Below are 18,554 nucleotides of genomic sequence, written 5' to 3' on the forward strand. Positions count from 1 at the left end.
GCAGGTTTTGAATTAAGAGCCATGAAAAGGAGGAAAGGGAATGAAAAAACGGTTATGGCTGGTATCACTCATAGCAATCTTCATTTTTTCATCTGTTTTGGTTGGTTGTGTGGAGAAGAAAAGCGCGGGCACTGGCAAGAATGACAAAACATTGATCTACGGGCGCGGGGAAGACGCCAAGTTGCTTGATCCAAGTCTCGTCACTGATGGGGAGTCTACTAAGGTGACAGACCAGATCTTTGACAATTTGGTTGAATACGCCGATGGCAGCACAGATGTGGTACCCAGTTTGGCTGAAAGCTGGGAGGCCAGTGAAGACGCCAAAGTATGGACCTTCAAATTGCGCAAAGACGTGAAGTTTCACGATGGAACCCCGTTTAACGCCGAAGCCGTGGTGTTTAACTTCGAGCGGTGGGCTGACAAGAACCATCCCCAGCACAAAGGAGGGGACTTCCCTTACTACGCATACATGTTTGGCGGCTATAAAGGGGACCCGGGACATAAGATCAAAAGCGTCACTGCTGTCGATGAATTTACGGTCAAGTTTGAATTGACCAGCCCACAGGCGCCATTCTTGCAAAACTTGGCAATGTCCGCGTTTGGAATCGCCTCGCCCACCGCGGTGAAGAAAGACCCGATCGCATTTACGCGTAACCCAGTGGGAACGGGGCCGTTCAAGTTGAAAGAATGGAAGAAAAACGACACGATCACCCTAGTGAAAAATGGAAGTTTCTGGAGAAAAGGGGAGCCCAAACTAGATAAAGTGATCTTCAAAGTGATTCCCGACAACTCCGCGCGCTTCACTGCGCTCAAGTCGGGGGATGTGGATATCATTGACGGATTGAATCCGACCGATGTCGCCCCGGCGGAGAAAGACAGCAAATTGCAGGTCTTCAAACAAGTAGGTATGAACGTGGGTTACCTGGCCTTCAACACGGAAAAGAAACCATTTGATAATCCCAAAGTGCGTCAAGCGTTCAACCATGCGGTCAACAAAGAAGCGTTGATCAAAAATTTCTACTCTGGATTGGCCAAACCGGCTATCAACCCCATGCCGGAATTTATGTTGGGTTACAACAAAGATGTGAAAGATTATGAATTTAATCTCGACAAAGCGAAGCAATTGCTTGCGGAAGCTGGTTACGCTGACGGAATGGAAGTGGAATTCTTCGCGATGACCGCTCCCCGGCCTTATATGCCGGACGGCAAGAAGATCGCCGAGTACATCCAAGCCGATCTGGCCAAAATCGGAGTGAAGGCGAAAATCGTTACCCATGACTGGCAAATCTACTTGGATAAAACGGGTAAAGGCGAGCACCAGATGGCCTTGTTCGGCTGGAACGGGGATAACGGTGACCCAGACAACTTCCTGTACGTGCTCTTAGACAAGGATAACACCCGTATGCCGGACGCTGCGAATATCGCCCTCTATAAAAATGATGAATTGCATGACCTGCTCATTAGAGCGCAAGAGTTGAGCGATGAAAAGCAACGGGCAGAACTGTACATGAAAGCGCAGGAAATCATTAAGCGAGACGCGCCATGGGTGCCGATTGCCCATGCCACCGTCCCCTATGCCGCTAAAAAAGAAGTGATCGGATTCAAAACACACCCCACGACGGAGCTGTCGCTGGAAAAAGTCGACTTCGCGCAATAATTGGCGGAGGGCCCACCATGGCTTAGGCGATGGTGGACCCTTTCTGCATCCATGATGATCGATAGGGATGAGGTGGTGAAATCAAATGCTGGCATATACTGCACGACGGTTATTGATGTTGATCCCGGTGCTGCTCGGAATGTCGCTGATTGTGTTTGCGGTCGTCCACGCTATACCGGGCGATCCAGCCAAGACCATCGCGGGTGACAAAGCCACACCGGAGCAACTGCAAGAGATCAGGCAAAATCTGGGCTTGGATCAGCCGGTCTACATCCAGTATTTCAAATATTTGCAAGCATTGTTGCAAGGCGATCTGGGGACATCGCTGGTCAATAAGACCAAAATTTCGGAAGAGATCGGTCCCTTCTTGGCGGCAACTGCGGAATTGTCCTTTGTCGCCATCGCCATTGCCCTCTTTTTTGGCATCAATCTCGGCATTTTATCGGCTTGGCGTCAAAACTCATGGCTCGATTATGGCTCGATGTTCATTGCCCTCATTGGTGTGTCTATCCCCATTTTCTGGCTTGGTTTGATGGAGCAATGGCTGTTTGCGCAAGAGCTGGGGTGGTTTCCTTCCAACGGGCGGTTGGACCCGCGGATGGAATACGAGCCAATCACGTATTTCTACATCATTGACGCTCTGCTGTTTGGCGATATGGCCATGTTGGGGGATGTGCTAAAGCATATCTTGTTGCCAGCGATCGCGCTTGGCACCATTCCAATGGCGATCATCGCCCGTATGACCCGGTCCAGCATGTTAGAAGTGATGCGCTCAGATTATGTCCGCACAGCTAGGGCCAAGGGAATATCCGAGTTCTTGGTTATTTATAAACACACGCTGAAAAATGCCATGATTCCCATTTTGACGGTGGTCGGTTTGCAACTAGGCTTGCTACTCGGCGGTGCGGTTTTGACGGAGACCATCTTCAGCTGGCCTGGGGTTGGGCGATATATATATGACGCGATCAATTCACGCGACTATCCGGTCATCCAATCCGGCATTCTCGTGCTGGCCTTCATTTTCGTCATGATCAATCTCATTGTCGACTTACTTTACGTCTGGATCGATCCGCGCATCCAATATGGAAAGGAGTGAGGCGGGATGCAAACAGACAACGTTCAACCACCAGTGACCAATCTTCCCGAAGCAGGTGCCGTGTCCCACTCCGCCCAACCGGATAATCCGGCACAGGATTTTGTGCGCGCGTTTTTCCGGCACCGTTCGGCCGTCATCGGCAGTGTGTTGGTGCTGATCTTTATTATTTTGGCAATCTTGGCCCCGGTTATCACACCCTATGATTACACAGAACCGAGCGCGGATGCCTTGGCCGCCCCTTCGGCTGAGCATTGGTTTGGTACGGACGACCTAGGCCGGGACATCTTCACCCGGATCGTGTACGGTTCCCGCATCTCCTTATGGGTGGGCTTTATCAGCATCGCTGGCTCTATTGTGGTGGGTAGCCTGCTCGGCTTGCTTGCTGGCTATTACGGGAAATGGCAAGATACGTTGATTTCCCGCCTGTTTGACATCATGCTGGCCTTTCCCAGCATTTTGTTGGCAATTGCGATTGTGGCTATGTTGGGTCCGGGCCTGAATAACGCCCTGATTGCCATCGCGATCATCAACATCCCCACGTTTGGTCGGCTGATGCGATCGCGCGTGCTCAGTGTGAAAGCAGAAGACTTCGTCTTGGCGGCGCGGGCGATTGGGATGAAGAACAGTCGGATTCTCTGGCACCACATCTTGCCCAACTGTTGGACGCCGATCATGGTGCAAGGCACCTTAAGCTTTGCGACTGCGGTAATTGAGGTGGCCGCGCTCGGCTTCTTGGGCTTGGGGGCGCAACCACCTGATCCAGAGTGGGGAACCATGCTGTCGGACGCCCGTGACTATCTGCAATTGGCTCCTTGGACGATGGTGTTTCCTGGCGTGGCCATCATGATTACTGTCTTGGGCTTTAACCTGCTTGGCGACGGATTGCGGGACATCTTTGACCCGCGCATGAAGCAATGACTTTCCGTGTGGGAAAGGCTTGGCACCAGCCGAATCTTTTCGATATCAGCAGACAAGCTCGCAGATCCGGCGAAAAAGCCGGATCTTTTTTTTGCAAAAGTGATAGGTTGATGCCAATTGCGGGAACATAAGAAAGAGAAATGAGTAAAAAGAACGGTGTGGATGACACACCACAATGATGACAGAGGGAGCGGATCAGATGGAATTGGCACATGAGATCGACTTTCGCATCTACGGCGATGACATGCAATTGGTGGAGATTGAGCTCGACCCCCAGGAAAGCGTGATTGCAGAAGCGGGCAGCTTGTTGATGATGGACGACACCATTCAGATGGAAACCATCTTTGGTGACGGTAGCAAAGATAGCAAGGGATTGATGGGCAAACTGTTCAGCGCGGGGAAACGCCTCATTACCGGTGAGAGCTTGTTTATGACCGTGTTCACCAACGAAGGCTCCACCCGCAAAAACGTTTCGTTCGCGGCGCCTTATCCGGGCAAGATCATCCCTCTTGACTTGAAACAATACAATGGGAAAATCATTTGCCAAAAAGACTCTTTTCTCTGCGCCGCTAAAGGCGTGTCGGTAGGCATTGAATTGCAACGCAAGATCGGGGCTGGCTTCTTCGGCGGCGAAGGATTTATCATGCAAAAGCTGGAGGGGGATGGCCTGACATTTGTCCATGCGGGCGGTACCATCGTTGAAAAAGAGTTGCGCGAAGGGGAGATGATTCGGCTCGATACCGGGTGTCTGGTAGCGATGACCGCCTCGATCGAATACGACATTCAATTTGTCGGCGGGATCAAAACTGCTTTGTTCGGGGGAGAGGGTCTCTTCTTTACCACCTTGCGAGGCCCGGGGAAAGTCTGGATACAAAGCCTGCCGTTCAGCCGCCTGGCCAGTCGGATCTTCGCCGCGGCGCCGGCCGTCGGACGCAAAGAAGAAGGGAGCATTTTGGGAAGCTTGGGAGACTTCTTTGACGGGGATTAAGTTGACTGCGCGGCGGGCTTTGACAGGGAGGCCGCTGAGACATGGATGAGATGTAAAAGGCGTGAGCTCCCCAGCGAGGAGCTCACGCCTCTTTTGTGCATTTATTTGTTGGCAACGACACCGACGCTGGTCCAAGCATTGGCGACTGCGGTTGCTTCAGTGGAGTTGGCGCCAAATAGATCGGTTGCCGCTTGGATGGTGGCGTTGCGCGCATCTACGAATTGGGAGTAGGACGTCAGGTATTGCGTCAGCGCACGGTACCAAATCTTGCCGGCGTTGTCTTTGGTTATGCCGGGAGTGGTGACGAAGTTGTAGAATGCTTTGTTCGGAATACCGGAGTTGATGTGAACGCCGCCCCAGTCTCCTTCTCTGGTGTTGGGCAGGTTACGATATTCATTCATGTGATCTGGTTGGTCATACTCGTTCGGGTTGGACATCGAACGCAATGCGTCGCCAGCGATGCCAGGTGTGGTGACGTCTTCACCGAGGAGCCATTTCGGGTCGTTTTTATTTTCCACCAAGTTGCCGAGCACATCAGAGAAGGACTCATTCAATGCACCGGGTTGATATTCGTAAACAAGGCCAGCTGTACGCTCGGTGACAGCGTGGGTGATCTCATGGGCCACCACGTCCAGTGCACCAGACAGAGAGGTGAATTGTCTGCCGTCGCCATCTCCGTAGACCATTTGCGTTCCGTTCCAGAAGGCGTTATTGTAATTTCTGCTGTAGTGTACGGTGGACTTCATCGTGGCTCCTCTGTTGTCAAAGGAGTTGCGGCCCAGCTTGTTGTAGTAGTAGTCGTAGGTTTTGCCAGCATAGTAGTGGGCATCCACAGCTGCGCGGTCAGTCCACACGTTGTCGGCGTCAGTTAACAGCGTGCCTGGCAAGGCTGTGCCATAGTTGGCAGTGTAGGTTTCTATTTTGCCACCAGTGGAATACATCGGTTTGGTGATGTCACGCAGATAGTAGCCACTGCTGTAAGAATCGGTGTTTAGCGTCTTCGTGTCGCCAAGCACGCCCGTGCCTGTACCAGTGGCCGCCGCATGATTCACTTTATCGATTTTGTGCACGATGGCACCATTGTGTGCATCCACGAATAGATCGGTATAGACTGGCTGTTTGCCTTCCAGGGTGGACAGCGTAATTACATAAACCAAGCGGTAGTCGCCTTTTTCGGTTTCATATACATGCAATTTGCCTTTTTGGATGTCGAATTTGCTAACATTGGCCACGCCCTCGGACACCTTCGCTTTGTTGAGTGCTTGCGCCAATGACAACGTCGCTTTGGTATTTAGCCCTGCGGTTTTCACCTCGGGATCATAATAACCGTTGATGGAAGTGGTAGTGCCGTTTTTGTCAGTATGGACGATCAGTTCGTTGCCGAATACCGGTACCCCTTGATACACTTGTTGGTATTTATACATCGTAAAGCCTAAGGAATCTTTCTCTTGTGAAATCAGGGATAATTCGGAGTTGGCTGATCCCAAGTTGAAGAGCGCTTTGTTCTCTTCGATGATCCGCTTTACATCAGCCGGGGTTTTGGCCTGTTTGTCTGAAAGCTTGCCCGCTACAAATGTGGCTGCCCCTTTTTCCTTGTTCCATGTAACCTTTTCTTTTCCTTTGGAATTTTTAGATAGCCTTTCTAATGCCGCCTTCTTCTCCGGCTTTGCTTGGGGTGGTTGCTCACCCGGTGCTGCGGATGCGTTGGCTGTCGCCAGCGTAAATACCATCGTCGAAACCACTGCAAAAGCGGTGAACTTCTTGAAACCCATGTATCCCAACTCCTTTGCAAATGTGGTAAATCAAATTGTCTATCCAATTGTAATAATTACATTTATAAAAGGAATAATAAGATATTTTGATTAGAAAAGTAAATAACAAATCAAAATTTTAATAAATTAATTAACTCATAAGCCCAATATTGGAAATGAAATTGGTTTTAACAGGATGTGATTGCTTCATTTTAGGAGCGAGGGATTGCGGATCTGCGTTGGAGAAAGAGACAAAGAAACATCTTCATAAGTGCATAGAAAAAGAAAAAGACTCGCCCTCTTCCTGTTTGAGGAAGGCAAGTCTTTTTCGTTTAGTCGAATGAAAGATGATGCCGGGGTGTTGCTTAATAAGTCGCTTTTAGCGCGTATGGCTTGGTTGTGCTCATAGCGCCGTTGTATCCGACCACTTTCACATAATAAGTGGCGCCGCCTTGGATGGTGCCCGCAATTGATTCCGAAGAGGTGCCGGCGTATTCCGATCTAGCCAACAAAGTGCCAGCCGAGTTGTACAGATACAGATCGTAGTCTGCTGGCAGATTGGTCAAGCTGAGCGAAAGGTAGGTTGATGTGCTGGGCGTAAATTTGAACCAGTCCTCATCGGTCGCGCTGCTGATCAGACCATTGTAGGTAGTACCGGAGCTCATGGCTTTGGCTGCGGACATGCTGTCGTTTGGCTCGTAAGCATCGCCGCTTCCGCCGTTGTTTCCGCTGGAACCTACGCCCACGCTAGCCCAAGCATTGGCTACGGCAGTCGCTTCCAGCGAGTTGGCGCCAAATAGATCGGTTGCCGCTTGGATGGTGGCGTTGCGCGCATCTACGAATTGGGAGTAGGACGTCAGGTATTGCGTCAGCGCACGGTACCAAATCTTGCCGGCGTTGTCTTTGGTTATGCCGGGAGTGGTGACGAAGTTGTAGAATGCTTTGTTCGGAATACCGGAGTTGATGTGAACGCCGCCCCAGTCTCCTTCTCTGGTGTTGGGCAGGTTACGATATTCATTCATGTGATCTGGTTGGTCATACTCGTTCGGGTTGGACATCGAACGCAATGCGTCGCCAGCGATGCCAGGTGTGGTGACGTCTTCACCGAGCAGCCATTTCGGGTCGTTTTTATTTTCCACCAAGTTGCCGAGCACATCAGAGAAGGACTCATTCAATGCACCGGGTTGGTATTCGTAAACAAGGCCAGCTGTACGCTCGGTGACAGCGTGGGTGATCTCATGGGCCACCACGTCCAGTGCACCAGACAGAGAGGTGAATTGTCTGCCGTCGCCATCTCCGTAGACCATTTGCGTTCCGTTCCAGAAGGCGTTATTGTAATTTCTGCTGTAGTGTACGGTGGACTTCATCGTGGCTCCTCTGTTGTCAAAGGAGTTGCGGCCCAGCTTGTTGTAGTAGTAGTCGTAGGTTTTGCCAGCATAGTAGTGGGCGTCCACAGCTGCGCGGTCAGTCCACACGTTGTCGGCGTCAGTTAATAGCGTGCCTGGCAAGGCTGTGCCATAGTTGGCAGTGTAGGTTTCAATTTTGCCACCAGTGGAATACATCGGTTTGGTGATGTCACGCAGATAGTAGCCACTGCTGTAAGAATCGGTGTTCAGCGTCTTCGTGTCGCCAAGCACGCCCGTGCCTGTACCAGTGGCCGCTGCATGATTCACTTTATCGATTTTGTGTACGATGGCACCATTGTGTGCATCCACGAATAGATCGGCATAGACTGGCTGTTTGCCTTCCAGGGTGGACAGCGTAATTACATAAACCAAGCGGTAGTCGCCTTTTTCGGTTTCATATACATGCAATTTGCCTTTTTGGATGTCGAATTTGCTAACATTGGCCACGCCCTCGGACGCCTTCGCTTTGTTGAGTGCTTGCGCCAATGACAGCGTCGCTTTGGTGTTTAGCCCGGCGGTTTTCACCTCGGGATCATAATAACCATTGATGGAAGTGGTAGTGCCGTTTTTGTCAGTATGGACGATCAGTTCGTTGCCAAATACCGGTACCCCTTGATACACTTGTTGGTATTTATACATCGTAAAGCCCAAGGAATCTTTCTCTTGTGAAATGAGGGATAGTTCGGAAGAGGCTGAATCCATGTTGAAGAGCGCTTTGTTTTCCTCCACGATCTTCTTCACATCAGCCGGGGTTTTGGCCTGTTTGTCCGAAAGCTTGCCTGTCACAAACGTGGGAACCCCTTTTTCCTTGTTCCATGTGACTTTTTCTTTCCCTTTGGATTGTTTTGATAATTTCTCCAACACGGCCATTTTCTTCGCCTTTGGCGGTTGTTCACTTGGTGCCGCGGACACATTCGCGGTGGTTAGAGTGAACACCATGGTCGAAACCACTGCGAAAGCAGTAAATTTCTTAGCTCCCATCCCTTTCAACTCCTTTTGTGAAAGATTAGTAAATCTAATTATCTATCGAATTATAATAATTAGATTTATAAAATGAATAATAGGACAATGTATGTATAGAAGTAAATAACAATACAAAATTTTAATAAATTAATTAACTCATAAGACTGATAATGGGAATGTAAATGGGGTTTTAGTCCTGTGTGTGGCGAAGGGATGGAGGAGGAGAGACATTGACGGTATTTGCATGAATCATCAATGAGAATTGATGATCATTAATAATCGATTAATGTAGATTTTGTATTAATAATATTTGGTTAAAGTAGTGGGGGGAGAAAGGATAAGTTTTTTTGCTTTGTTAATAAGAAAATTTCCTGTTCAATAATACGCGTTATGAGTTGGAATTTAGTTGGAAAACAAATAAAATAATAAATATTAATATATTAGAGTAATAGTAGATTTTGAATTTAGTAAGGAGAGATTCCCTATGAGAGTGGCAACATGGTATGTAGACCGGCGTAGATTAAACCATGGGCATTTGGATCTTATTCAGCAGGTGATTCCGGATATTCTAGCTGTCCAGGGATTGAAACAAGCAGGATTTGACAGAATTACTGAAAGTAAACGATTTGACCAAGGGCGTTTTTCATTTGACTTGACCAATGAAGAGTATGCGGCGAAAGAGCATGGCGTAGCAATATTTGTGAAGCATCCATATACCATAAAACATGTTTGCCTCATTTCGGATATGCCTCCTAATGCAAAAGCTATTGCGGCCGAGGTCATGAAAGATGACCGTGTTTTTGTGGTGGCATCGGTGGACATCCCAAATGGAAGCGAATATAAAGAGCAGAAGGCTTTAGCCCTATTTGCTTTAATGCGTTGGGTGAAAGAGAGAAAAGAGATGCCGACTTTGGGAGGCATCAAATACACCGGACCCGAAGTAGACCATCCAGACTTATCAAAGGTGCAGTTTTGGGGAGATGTGGATACAGAGGGAGGGAAAGCCCTCATCCACGGAGATGCCACCTTATTCAAAGACGCATACCGTGACTACTTGGATCAAAGATCTGATCTTAAACAAGAAATTGTGAAGAAAAGTCCGCAAGGACCATTAGCGATGACATATAAATCACCAAAAAAGTCAAAGCCATACCGCTATGATTATATCTTTAAAAGCCCACACTTTGAGGTGGAGTACATGGAGCATCTATGGGAGAAATCGCAATCGTTGAGTACACATGCATTGGTGTATACTGATTTGAAATGGTTGAAATGACAAAGTAATCAACAGGATGCGTATGCGAAAAAATTCTGACATGAGTGAAAACTACGGGGAAAACGCTTTGGAGAACGATTGGAGCCCAGTTATACTTTCAGATTTATTTTGCTTATACATACATGGATTTGTTTATAGTTACTTATTCATGCCGGTAACTCAAATTATTTCATAATCTGCTTGAGTCAGTTACTTCCAAGTTGTTTTATGCTACACTCACTTCTCACTAGATTTATTAGTGACATGGAGGTTTGTTTGCAAGGCTTTGCGCATTGATTCCAACACACCTAGACGAGAGTAGCTGGCTGATGCGTGACAGTGGCACCATGCACAACAGCAAAGGCTTGGAATTCCGCGTGGTGTTCATCGCCGAGGCAAATGAAGATAATCTCCCTAATGCTTGGGTGTTGCGGCAGAAACGGGAAGACCCCGACGAAGAAGCGGCGTACCTGAATGAACAGCGTTCTCTGCTGTACGTAGCTATGACCCGCGCCCGCGAGCAGGTGTACATCACTTCGTACGGACCGCTTACCTCTTTCCTGATGAGAGGGGAAAGCCAAGGGGATGGACGGAAGTAGCACAGCTTGGATTGAATGGAAAGGGGATAGAACAACGATGAGCACTATGCTGTACAAGAGAGTGGATTACAGTCTGTCCAAGCTCCTGCATGATATTGAGCATGGAGATATTGCTTTGCCTGATTTGCAACGGCCGTTTGTGTGGCCAGCGGCCAAAGTGAGAGATTTATTTGATTCCATGTACCGAGGCTTTCCCGTTGGCTACTTTTTGTTCTGGGCCAACGAGCATCTGACTGATACCAAACAGATTGGTGTAGAACAGAAACAAGCCAAGGTGCCGAGGTTGTTAATCGTGGATGGTCAGCAACGGCTCACCTCCCTGTATGCGGTGCTAAAAGGGCGCAGGGTGTTAAATAAGGATTTTAAGGAGACCTCCATAAAGATTTCTTTTCGCCCCATCGATGGCCAATTTGATGTGGCAGATGCGGCGATTGAGCGCGATCCTGAGTATATTTACGATATCTCAGAGCTTTGGAAACAAGGTGCATCCAGTTTTCGATTCATTCGCCAATTCATTGAGAATTTGTGTAACCACCGAGATGTTACCGATGAAGAAGTGAACGTGATCAGTGAAAATATCGATCGCCTGTACAAATTGCAAGAATATCAATTTACCGCGATGGAGATATCTTCCACCGTGGATGAGGAGCAGGTATCCGATATTTTCGTGCGTATCAACAGTCAAGGAAAGAAATTGAATCAGTCTGATTTCATTTTGACCTTGTTATCTGTGTTTTGGGATCAAGGAAGGAAAGAATTGGAGGCTTTCGCTAGGGATTCGCGTCAAGCGGGTGGGGAGCGGGCGAGTGCGTTTAACCACTTCATTCACCCTGATCCAGACCAAATGTTGCGCGTGGCAGTGGGTCTTGGATTTAAAAGGGCCCGTCTGAAAAACGTCTACTCCATTTTGCGCGGGAAGGACTTGGAAACAGGTGAGGTGTCTCCGGATAGGCGAGATCAGCAATTTGAAGTGTTGAAACATGCGCAAGCCAGCGCGCTCAACATGCAAAATTGGCATGATTTCTTAAAAGCCTTGATTAAGGCTGGTTTCAGAAGTAAGGCGATGGTTAGTTCGAAGATCAATATTATTTATGCCTATATCATGTATTTAATTGGGAAAGAAGATTTTCGCGTAGACGCTTATCGGCTACGACAACTCATCGCCAAATGGTACTTTATGCTGGTGCTGACAGGCCGGTACACCAGTTCCCCGGAAACGGTGATGGAAGCCGATTTGGCACGGTTGCGCGGGGTTAGGAATCAAGATGAGTTTGTGGGGACATTGGAAAAAATCATTAATGATTCATTGACCAATGATTTTTGGGCTATCACCTTGGTTAATAAACTTGAATCTTCCACCTCGAGAAATCCGGCGTTGCACGCTTACTATGCAGCTTTAAATATTCTTGGCGCCAACGTGCTGTTTTCCAGCATGAAAGTGTCTGAGTTGCTCGATCCAATGCTCCATGCCAACCGGAATGCGATTGAGATTCATCATTTATTTCCTAAAAAATACTTGAAGTCCATTGGTATCAATGAAAGCAAGCTAATCAACCAAGTGGCTAATTTCGCATTAGTTGAATGGGGGGATAACGTCAGAATATCAGATGAGTCTCCCGAGGAATATTTCCCCAAATATGCTTCCAGATTTCCTTCCGCTGAATTGTCGGAGATGATGGAGATGCACGCCCTTCCTGACAATTGGACCAGCCTTGAGTACTCACGCTTTTTGGAAGAACGGAGAAAGAAAATGGCCCACGTTATCAAACAGGGTTTTTTGCGGCTTTGAGTGGCTAGAAAAAGGAACAATCCCCCCAATGGAATAATCCTTGGGGGGATTTTTTTGAAATCATCTACTCACAAGCGACGCCATCCCCATCGCGGTCGAGTTTGCTGGCGTACCCAGGTTCTCCTTTATAGAGCGGTGCTGCCCCTGCTGCGCGCGCTTCCTTGCAGTTTGCGTAATAGACGTTGCTAGACTCGTCGGTCTCATTGGGAGTGGGTTTGGATGGCTCAGTGGTCGTTTGGGATTTTTGGGATTCACTGCTTTTTTCTTCGTCATCTTTGGTAGCCTCGTCAGCGTTTTTCTTGCTTTGTTCTTCTTGTGCTTTTGCTTTTTCGTCAGCATCTTGCTCGTTATTTTGCTGATCAGTGCTTGGTTGTTTCGGTTGTTTATTGGTTTTGTCGGTTTCCACTTTGACTTTTTTGTCTATGTCATCAGCAGGCTGAGATTGATTGGGCGCAAAGATAGAGAGAAGAATGATGCAGAGGATGAATAAGATAACATTCCATAAACGTTTTCCTAGATCGACTTGCTTGAATTTGATTTTTTTATGTAACGGTGTTGGGTAAATGATACCGACCAAGGCAAAAAGCATCAATATAAAGGAAATGACAAACATTTTACTGCCTCCTTTGCATTAAACTGGTTTCACCATTAAATGGTTTGCATAGTGAACAAAAAATGTTTTTTAGTTTGTTTTGTATTGAAATGCCATGTAATAGAGAGGTTACCACTAAAATAAAAATAATGCAATATTTTATATAATAAAATATTATTAACTATTATATAAAGTGCTTGACTTTAAGAATTAGATCATTAGTTACTGCGTAGAATGAGCCTATCTAGTAAAACAAGTTAAAAATAAGCGGCGGAAAAACCTTTTCCCAAAGAGCGCCGATGCACAAGTGAAGCGAATGGGAAAACGGTTTTGAAGCCGCTGTCCTATTTATTCACCATTCCTAAGTCTGGTAAATCAAGTTTGAAAAATAAGCGGTGGAAAACCTTTTCCCGAAGAGCCTCGCCACGTGTGAAGCGAATGGGAAAACGGTTTTGGAGCCGCTGTACAACACCGTGTCGTTTTTGTTATATAAATCATAATTATTTCTTGATAAAATAATATTAAAAATACATAAAAGGAGAGGGCATCATGAGCAGATGGGATCAATGGGAGATGGAGGCCAAGATTAGGGAAGTATTGCAAGCGGTGGAGAATGATCGCGGAGAATCGCATCATTTCGGCCGGCCGCTGTTTACGGCATATCAGATCGCGATCGCGATAGGCAAGCGATATCCAGGCTTTTTAGAGGAGACAGGCATGGAGATCGGCGGGGAAGGTTCGGAAAGCTCCTTGGCTCGCTATATCGCGCAACAGTTGTCCATGAAGATCAAAGAAGGCGCGATTGAAGATATGGAAGGATTCTTGCTGGCGGCCGACCATGTGAAGGAGATCGATTTCATCGACCCGAGTCGCGCCGAGTTTGAAGCCAATGTGACGAATGACATCTCCTTGTTCCGAATAAAAGAGTAGCGCAAAAAGTGAAGTCCCCCTTGGTTCAGGGGGACTTTTGCTCGTCTTATGAGCGGAAATACTCTTTCCAGCGCTCGTCGACCAGTTGCTTAATCGCCGGATCCACTTCCAACTCATCAGGATAGCCCGGCTTCATCCGCGCATCGACGATGATCGGGAATTGATAACGGGCGTGGTGGCGAGACCATTCCGCTTGCGCGTAGATGTCATGTGCTGGGTCAAAGCGGGTGAAGATGGTCCACAGGAATGCAGATTGGCCGGAGGCGGCGGAGATGTCATCGACCAGGAAGATCATGGGCCATGATTTCAACTCTTCGCGATGATGCGCCAATAAGCGCTCTGCCAAGTCGGGCGTGTCAACAAACGAATCGGTTTCTAGCACCAGCGCCCCGCGGCAGTAGACGGCGGCTTGCTTCACACCGTGCATATCGGGACCGTGGAATTCGCCAGGTAGGCTGCGTTTGGCTTTGCCCGTGCCGATCATCACGGCTTTGCTACCATGATTGAGGCGGCGTCCCGTATAATCCAGCGTGTCCATAGAGGTGTTGCTGAAGATAAATAGGTCGCACGCCGGATCAAACCGCTCCAGTATCGTTTCCATGAGCTCGGGGAAATTCTCCAATGAGACAGGGCGATCCGTCAGCATGAGGAATTTGGTTAAGGTCAACTGACCTTCGCCCAAGATGCGGAAGGCGTTTGCCAACGCTTCCCGGCTGTAGCTCTCTCTGACGACGGCCGCGGCCAGGGAGTGGAACCCGGTTTCGGCGTATGTCCACAATGCTTTCACCCCAGGCATCACCATCGGGAATGCTGGTGATAGGAGACGCTGCAAAAATTCCCCCATATAATAATCTTCTTGGCGCGGTTTGCCGACCACGGTCGCCGGATAAATCGCGTCTTTGCGGTGATGGACGCTGTCGACGTTGAAGACGGGGAAGTCATGGGCCAGTGAATAATAGCCGTAATGGTCGCCAAACGGCCCTTCTAAGCGGCGCACATGAGGCGGCACATGCCCCGACAGGACAAACTCCGCTTCTGCGATATACGGATAACCGCCATCGGTGGGACGGACAACGGGCAACTTCTCGCCGATAATTAGAGAAGCCAGCAAGAGCTCCGGCAGAAATTCGGGAGCTGGCGCGATGGCTGACGCGATGAGTGCAGGTGGGCCGCCGAGATGGACGCGTACCGGGAGCGCTTGGTTCTTCTCTTCCGCGGCGAAATGGTGGAACCCGCCCCCTTTGTGGATTTGCCAGTGCATGCCAGTCGTGTTCGCGTCAAAGATTTGCATGCGGTACATGCCTAAGTTGTGCTGGCCGGTTTCTGGATGTTCCGTATAGACCAAAGGCAGGGTGACAAATGGCCCACCGTCTTCTTGCCACGAAGTGATCACCGGGAGCTGGGTTAAGTCCGGCTGCGGCTGTTGCGCTTCCAACACGGGTGCTTGCGAGGCGGGAACGGATTTTAAGCCGACCTTGAGCAACTCCAAGAGTAGCTGCCGTTCTCCCCAGATTGCTTTCGGTGTGGGTGGCATCAGCTTATGCACCATGTCCACTGCTTGTCGCATCAGTGTTTCCGGCCGCGGCCCAAAGGCGAGGTCGACCCGCCGGGAGGTGCCGAACAGATTGGTGACCACAGGGAAGGCGCTTCCTTTTACATTGGTGAAAAGAAGCGCCGGGCCTTCCTCGGAGATGACACGCCGGTGAATCTCCGCCAATTCTAGATGGGGATCAACCGGAACGTCTATTTCTACGATATCGTTTTCATTGCGCAATTGCTCTATGAACGTGCGTAAATTCTTGTGCACAAAACATCTCTCCTAAATTGGCAGCATAGATGAACACATCCACGTGGCCATCCCTATTGCCAAATGGTTGCTTAGGCCTATTATACCGAAGAAGATGCGCAAAAATATAGAGCGGGCGGAGATTACATAGTATAGTAAAAGCAAAGGAGTGAACAGATGATGGCAGTGATTGTGTATTCGCGGCCGCATTGCATTGAGTGCAATGTCCTCAAGCGGTTTTTAAATGATTACCAAATTCCTTATGAAACGAGAGATTGTAGCGAAAATCCACAATATATGGAAGAAGTGAAACAAATGGGGTTTTTGGGGGTGCCGGTCACTGTAGTGAATGGGCAAGCAATTCATGGCTTGCAACCGGATGCCATTTTAAAAGCTTTAAAAGAAGAAAATGATTAACTTTTGAAGAATCCTACCGGAATTGGTAGGATTTATTATTTATTTTCATACATGATTCATATATAATAAATAAACAATCCATTAATTCTAAATGATTGGATTCGATGTAGTTGCCGCATTATTTTAATTTTTTAATTATTTCAAAAGGGGGCAACATTGTGGAACTCTTTCGCAAAAAGAGTGTGGATTTTGCCTTAGAAATGAGCAAAGGGTCGCAACTGCGACGGGAGCTCGGGGCGTGGGATCTTACACTGCTTGGCATTGGTGCAATCATTGGTACAGGAATTTTCGTTTTGACGGGTCTTGGTTCGTTGACTGCGGGTCCAGCACTTACTCTTTCCTTTATCATTGCCGGACTGGCCTGTCTGTTCGCCGGGCTGACGTATGCTGAATTCGCCTCCATCGTTCCCGTATCTGGTTCCGCTTACACTTACAGTTATGTCACCATTGGAGAATTCATGGCTTGGATTATCGGTTGGGACTTGATCTTGGAATATTTGTTAGCTGTAAGTTCCGTGTCGGTTGGTTGGTCGGGTTATTTTGCGGACTTGGTCATGGGCTTGGGCATCCAAATTCCCCAATCGCTGTTGATGACCCCAATTGAGGGCGGGATTATGAATCTCCCCGCGTTCCTGATCGTCTTGCTCATTACGTTGCTGGTGTCGATCGGGGTGAAGGAGTCCAAATGGGTGAATAACCTGATCGTGGCCCTCAAGCTGTTGGTAGTTGTGTTGTTCATCTTGGTCGGCTTCTTCTATGTCAAGCCGGACAACTGGACGCCGTTCATGCCGTTCGGATTTGAAGGGGTATTTCAAGCGGCAGCCGTCATATTCTTCGCCTTCCTCGGGTTTGACGCCGTTAGCACGGCCGCGGAGGAAACGCGAAATCCGCAAAAGGATTTGCCCAAAGGCATTTTGTGGTCGCTGGCCATCTGCACCATTTTGTATGTGGTCACCACGATGGTGATGACTGGGTTGGTCGAATACAAACTATTTGCCGGTCATGAGAAAAGTCCTGTCGCTTTCGCCATCTCAGTGACTGGGCAAGACTGGCTGCGTGGCCTGGTCAGTGTGGGGGCAACAGTGGGGATGTTGACGGTGATGCTGGTGATGCTGTACGGACAAGTGCGGATCGGTTACTCCATGTCTCGTGACGGTCTGTTGCCAAAAGTGTTTTCCAAAGTGAACATCAAAACGCGCACACCATTCATCAACACATGGATTTTCGGTTTGGTTGCTGCATGCTTGGGCGGGTTCGTATCGTTGAAGGAATTGTCCGAGCTGGTGAACTTGGGGACATTGGCGGCGTTTGTGCTGGTGTCGATCTGCGTGATGATCCTGCGCAAGACGCAACCCGATTTGCCACGGTCGTTCCGGACGCCGTTGGTGCCGTTGGTGCCGATTCTGGCCATTCTGTTCTGCGGATTTTTGATGATTAAATTGCCGGGTACCTCATGGATGCGTTTCTTGATCTGGTTGCTGGTGGGCTTAATTATCTATTTCGTGTATGGGTATCGCAACTCGGAGCTGAACAAGAAGAAGTGACGAAAAAAGCTGTTGCCTTGGCGGGCAACAGCTTTTTTTCAATAGGTTAGCTCATCGCTGATCAGAGGCAAAGGCTTCGGCGGCAAAGCAGAGATAATAAGAAAGGCCGGTTTGCACTTCCTCCAGCATGTGGCGATGGAAATCGTCCTGCACAAAGAAACGAGCTTGGGACGCAAAGTCGGCGTCGGTCAGGGCCGTCCCGTGGTCATTCAAGAAATCGATGTGTTGGCGGATGAGCTTTTTCACTTGGCTGTCGTCATATTTGCGCCCCTCTCTCAACGCACAAGCCATACCGTTCATAAAGTGCTCAGACTCCAGCGCCATCTCGTTCATTGCCTCCACTTCAATCGGCTTGCTGGCCAGCAAATCATAATCGTATGTTTCTTTGATATGTTCGTTTTGCTCCGCCAGTGCCATTTCCCACTCTTCTTCACTTCGAAATCCTTTGAACAGCGCTGATTGTTCCATCGGTTCTCCTTTCAAGGCGTGATCAATCGATTCGTCCAATGTCTGAACCAAGCGCGTCAATCGGTGCAACCGCGCCATGAGCAATTGTTTTTGGTTCTGCAAAATGGACAGCCGATCTGATTCACCAGCCAAGATGTTAGTGATTTCTTTGAGGGGGAAATCCAGCTCGCGGTAAAAAAGAATTTGTTGCAATCGTTCCAGTTCTTGTTGCCCGTACAGGCGATAACCGGATTCGCTTATTTTGCGCGGAATCAACAGGCCGATTTTGTGATAATGATGAAGCGTCTTGACCGTCACATTTGCTAATTGGGCGATCTCTTTTACCGTATACAGCATGCGTTCCACCTCACTTGCGATTCTAAAGGCTCCTCTTGGGTGAGGGTCAATACGCATGG

At 48.5% G+C, this 18,554-nt stretch carries 15 protein-coding genes; 10 read left to right on the forward strand and 5 right to left on the reverse strand.

The window, feature by feature from the left end; translation table 11 throughout:
* The first annotated feature begins 40 nt into the window (after positions 1–40).
* The 4 genes from QQZ12_RS00525 (at position 41) to QQZ12_RS00540 (ending at position 4,659) form a co-directional block, all read left to right on the forward strand.
* Complete coding sequence (locus tag QQZ12_RS00525; RefSeq protein ID WP_102991543.1) at positions 41–1,657, forward strand: ABC transporter substrate-binding protein; 1,617 nt, start codon at positions 41–43, stop codon at positions 1,655–1,657.
* Positions 1,658–1,742: 85 nt separating this feature from the next.
* On the forward strand, positions 1,743–2,753 hold the full coding sequence (locus QQZ12_RS00530) for an ABC transporter permease (RefSeq protein WP_102991544.1): 1,011 nt from the start codon (positions 1,743–1,745) through the stop codon (positions 2,751–2,753).
* 6 nt (positions 2,754–2,759) lie between these two features.
* Complete coding sequence (locus QQZ12_RS00535; protein WP_102991545.1) at positions 2,760–3,671, forward strand: ABC transporter permease; 912 nt, start codon at positions 2,760–2,762, stop codon at positions 3,669–3,671.
* A gap of 199 nt (positions 3,672–3,870) precedes the next feature.
* Positions 3,871–4,659 carry a TIGR00266 family protein gene (locus tag QQZ12_RS00540; RefSeq protein WP_284723803.1) on the forward strand — a complete coding sequence of 263 codons (789 nt, stop codon included), beginning with the start codon at positions 3,871–3,873 and terminating at the stop codon, positions 4,657–4,659.
* A 101-nt stretch (positions 4,660–4,760) separates the two neighbouring features.
* Here QQZ12_RS00540 and QQZ12_RS00545 read toward each other — a convergent pair whose 3' ends face one another.
* Both QQZ12_RS00545 and QQZ12_RS00550 read right to left on the reverse strand, forming a co-directional pair.
* The gene (locus QQZ12_RS00545; protein WP_102991546.1) at positions 4,761–6,431 is read right to left on the reverse strand and encodes a M4 family metallopeptidase; all 1,671 of its coding nucleotides are present in this window, start codon (positions 6,429–6,431) and stop codon (positions 4,761–4,763) included.
* A 344-nt stretch (positions 6,432–6,775) separates the two neighbouring features.
* A complete protein-coding gene (locus tag QQZ12_RS00550; RefSeq protein ID WP_102991547.1) occupies positions 6,776–8,797 on the reverse strand; it encodes a M4 family metallopeptidase in 2,022 nt (673 codons plus the stop codon).
* Positions 8,798–9,269: 472 nt separating this feature from the next.
* Here QQZ12_RS00550 and QQZ12_RS00555 point away from each other — a divergent pair, with 472 nt between their 5' ends.
* The 3 genes from QQZ12_RS00555 (at position 9,270) to QQZ12_RS00565 (ending at position 12,422) form a co-directional block, all read left to right on the forward strand.
* Positions 9,270–10,055 (forward strand): endonuclease/exonuclease/phosphatase family protein, encoded by a 786-nt coding sequence (locus QQZ12_RS00555; RefSeq protein WP_284723804.1) that lies wholly within the window; start codon positions 9,270–9,272, stop codon positions 10,053–10,055.
* A 308-nt stretch (positions 10,056–10,363) separates the two neighbouring features.
* Complete coding sequence (locus QQZ12_RS00560) at positions 10,364–10,633, forward strand: 3'-5' exonuclease (protein ID WP_106342595.1); 270 nt, start codon at positions 10,364–10,366, stop codon at positions 10,631–10,633.
* A gap of 37 nt (positions 10,634–10,670) precedes the next feature.
* Positions 10,671–12,422 carry a GmrSD restriction endonuclease domain-containing protein gene (locus QQZ12_RS00565; protein WP_102993755.1) on the forward strand — a complete coding sequence of 584 codons (1,752 nt, stop codon included), beginning with the start codon at positions 10,671–10,673 and terminating at the stop codon, positions 12,420–12,422.
* A 64-nt stretch (positions 12,423–12,486) separates the two neighbouring features.
* Here QQZ12_RS00565 and QQZ12_RS00570 read toward each other — a convergent pair whose 3' ends face one another.
* Positions 12,487–13,035 (reverse strand): excalibur calcium-binding domain-containing protein, encoded by a 549-nt coding sequence (locus tag QQZ12_RS00570; RefSeq protein WP_102991550.1) that lies wholly within the window; start codon positions 13,033–13,035, stop codon positions 12,487–12,489.
* Between the two features lie 528 nt (positions 13,036–13,563).
* Between QQZ12_RS00570 and QQZ12_RS00575 the strand changes: the two genes are divergently transcribed.
* On the forward strand, positions 13,564–13,944 hold the full coding sequence (locus tag QQZ12_RS00575; protein ID WP_102991551.1) for a hypothetical protein: 381 nt from the start codon (positions 13,564–13,566) through the stop codon (positions 13,942–13,944).
* A 46-nt stretch (positions 13,945–13,990) separates the two neighbouring features.
* Here the strand turns inward: QQZ12_RS00575 and QQZ12_RS00580 are convergent, their stop codons facing one another.
* Positions 13,991–15,751 carry a UbiD family decarboxylase gene (locus QQZ12_RS00580; protein WP_102991552.1) on the reverse strand — a complete coding sequence of 587 codons (1,761 nt, stop codon included), beginning with the start codon at positions 15,749–15,751 and terminating at the stop codon, positions 13,991–13,993.
* A gap of 159 nt (positions 15,752–15,910) precedes the next feature.
* Between QQZ12_RS00580 and QQZ12_RS00585 the strand changes: the two genes are divergently transcribed.
* Both QQZ12_RS00585 and bcaP read left to right on the forward strand, forming a co-directional pair.
* Positions 15,911–16,147, forward strand: a complete 237-nt coding sequence (locus QQZ12_RS00585; protein ID WP_102993756.1) for a glutaredoxin family protein — start codon at positions 15,911–15,913, stop codon at positions 16,145–16,147.
* 158 nt (positions 16,148–16,305) lie between these two features.
* Entirely contained in the window at positions 16,306–17,691 is a 1,386-nt protein-coding gene (gene bcaP / locus QQZ12_RS00590; protein WP_489477124.1) for a branched-chain amino acid transporter BcaP, read from the forward strand.
* 51 nt (positions 17,692–17,742) lie between these two features.
* Here bcaP and QQZ12_RS00595 read toward each other — a convergent pair whose 3' ends face one another.
* Positions 17,743–18,495 carry a MerR family transcriptional regulator gene (locus tag QQZ12_RS00595; RefSeq protein WP_102991553.1) on the reverse strand — a complete coding sequence of 251 codons (753 nt, stop codon included), beginning with the start codon at positions 18,493–18,495 and terminating at the stop codon, positions 17,743–17,745.
* Between the last annotated feature and the right edge of the window lie 59 nt (positions 18,496–18,554).

Origin of the sequence: Laceyella tengchongensis, from assembly GCF_900182735.1 — a bacterium.
Taxonomy (GTDB): domain Bacteria; phylum Bacillota; class Bacilli; order Thermoactinomycetales; family Thermoactinomycetaceae; genus Laceyella; species Laceyella tengchongensis.

What these genes read in the sequence shown, in the direction of transcription:
- QQZ12_RS00550 (WP_102991547.1), bottom strand. Translation starts at nt 8,797, where the DNA reads ATGGGAGCTAAGAAATTTACTGCTTTCGCAGTGGTTTCGACCATGGTG.
- QQZ12_RS00530 (WP_102991544.1), top strand. Translation starts at nt 1,743, where the DNA reads ATGCTGGCATATACTGCACGACGGTTATTGATGTTGATCCCGGTGCTG.
- QQZ12_RS00545 (WP_102991546.1), bottom strand. Translation starts at nt 6,431, where the DNA reads ATGGGTTTCAAGAAGTTCACCGCTTTTGCAGTGGTTTCGACGATGGTA.
- QQZ12_RS00565 (WP_102993755.1), top strand. Translation starts at nt 10,671, where the DNA reads ATGAGCACTATGCTGTACAAGAGAGTGGATTACAGTCTGTCCAAGCTC.
- QQZ12_RS00535 (WP_102991545.1), top strand. Translation starts at nt 2,760, where the DNA reads ATGCAAACAGACAACGTTCAACCACCAGTGACCAATCTTCCCGAAGCA.
- QQZ12_RS00570 (WP_102991550.1), bottom strand. Translation starts at nt 13,035, where the DNA reads ATGTTTGTCATTTCCTTTATATTGATGCTTTTTGCCTTGGTCGGTATC.
- QQZ12_RS00585 (WP_102993756.1), top strand. Translation starts at nt 15,911, where the DNA reads ATGGCAGTGATTGTGTATTCGCGGCCGCATTGCATTGAGTGCAATGTC.
- QQZ12_RS00595 (WP_102991553.1), bottom strand. Translation starts at nt 18,495, where the DNA reads ATGCTGTATACGGTAAAAGAGATCGCCCAATTAGCAAATGTGACGGTC.
- QQZ12_RS00525 (WP_102991543.1), top strand. Translation starts at nt 41, where the DNA reads ATGAAAAAACGGTTATGGCTGGTATCACTCATAGCAATCTTCATTTTT.
- QQZ12_RS00575 (WP_102991551.1), top strand. Translation starts at nt 13,564, where the DNA reads ATGAGCAGATGGGATCAATGGGAGATGGAGGCCAAGATTAGGGAAGTA.
- QQZ12_RS00540 (WP_284723803.1), top strand. Translation starts at nt 3,871, where the DNA reads ATGGAATTGGCACATGAGATCGACTTTCGCATCTACGGCGATGACATG.
- QQZ12_RS00560 (WP_106342595.1), top strand. Translation starts at nt 10,364, where the DNA reads ATGCGTGACAGTGGCACCATGCACAACAGCAAAGGCTTGGAATTCCGC.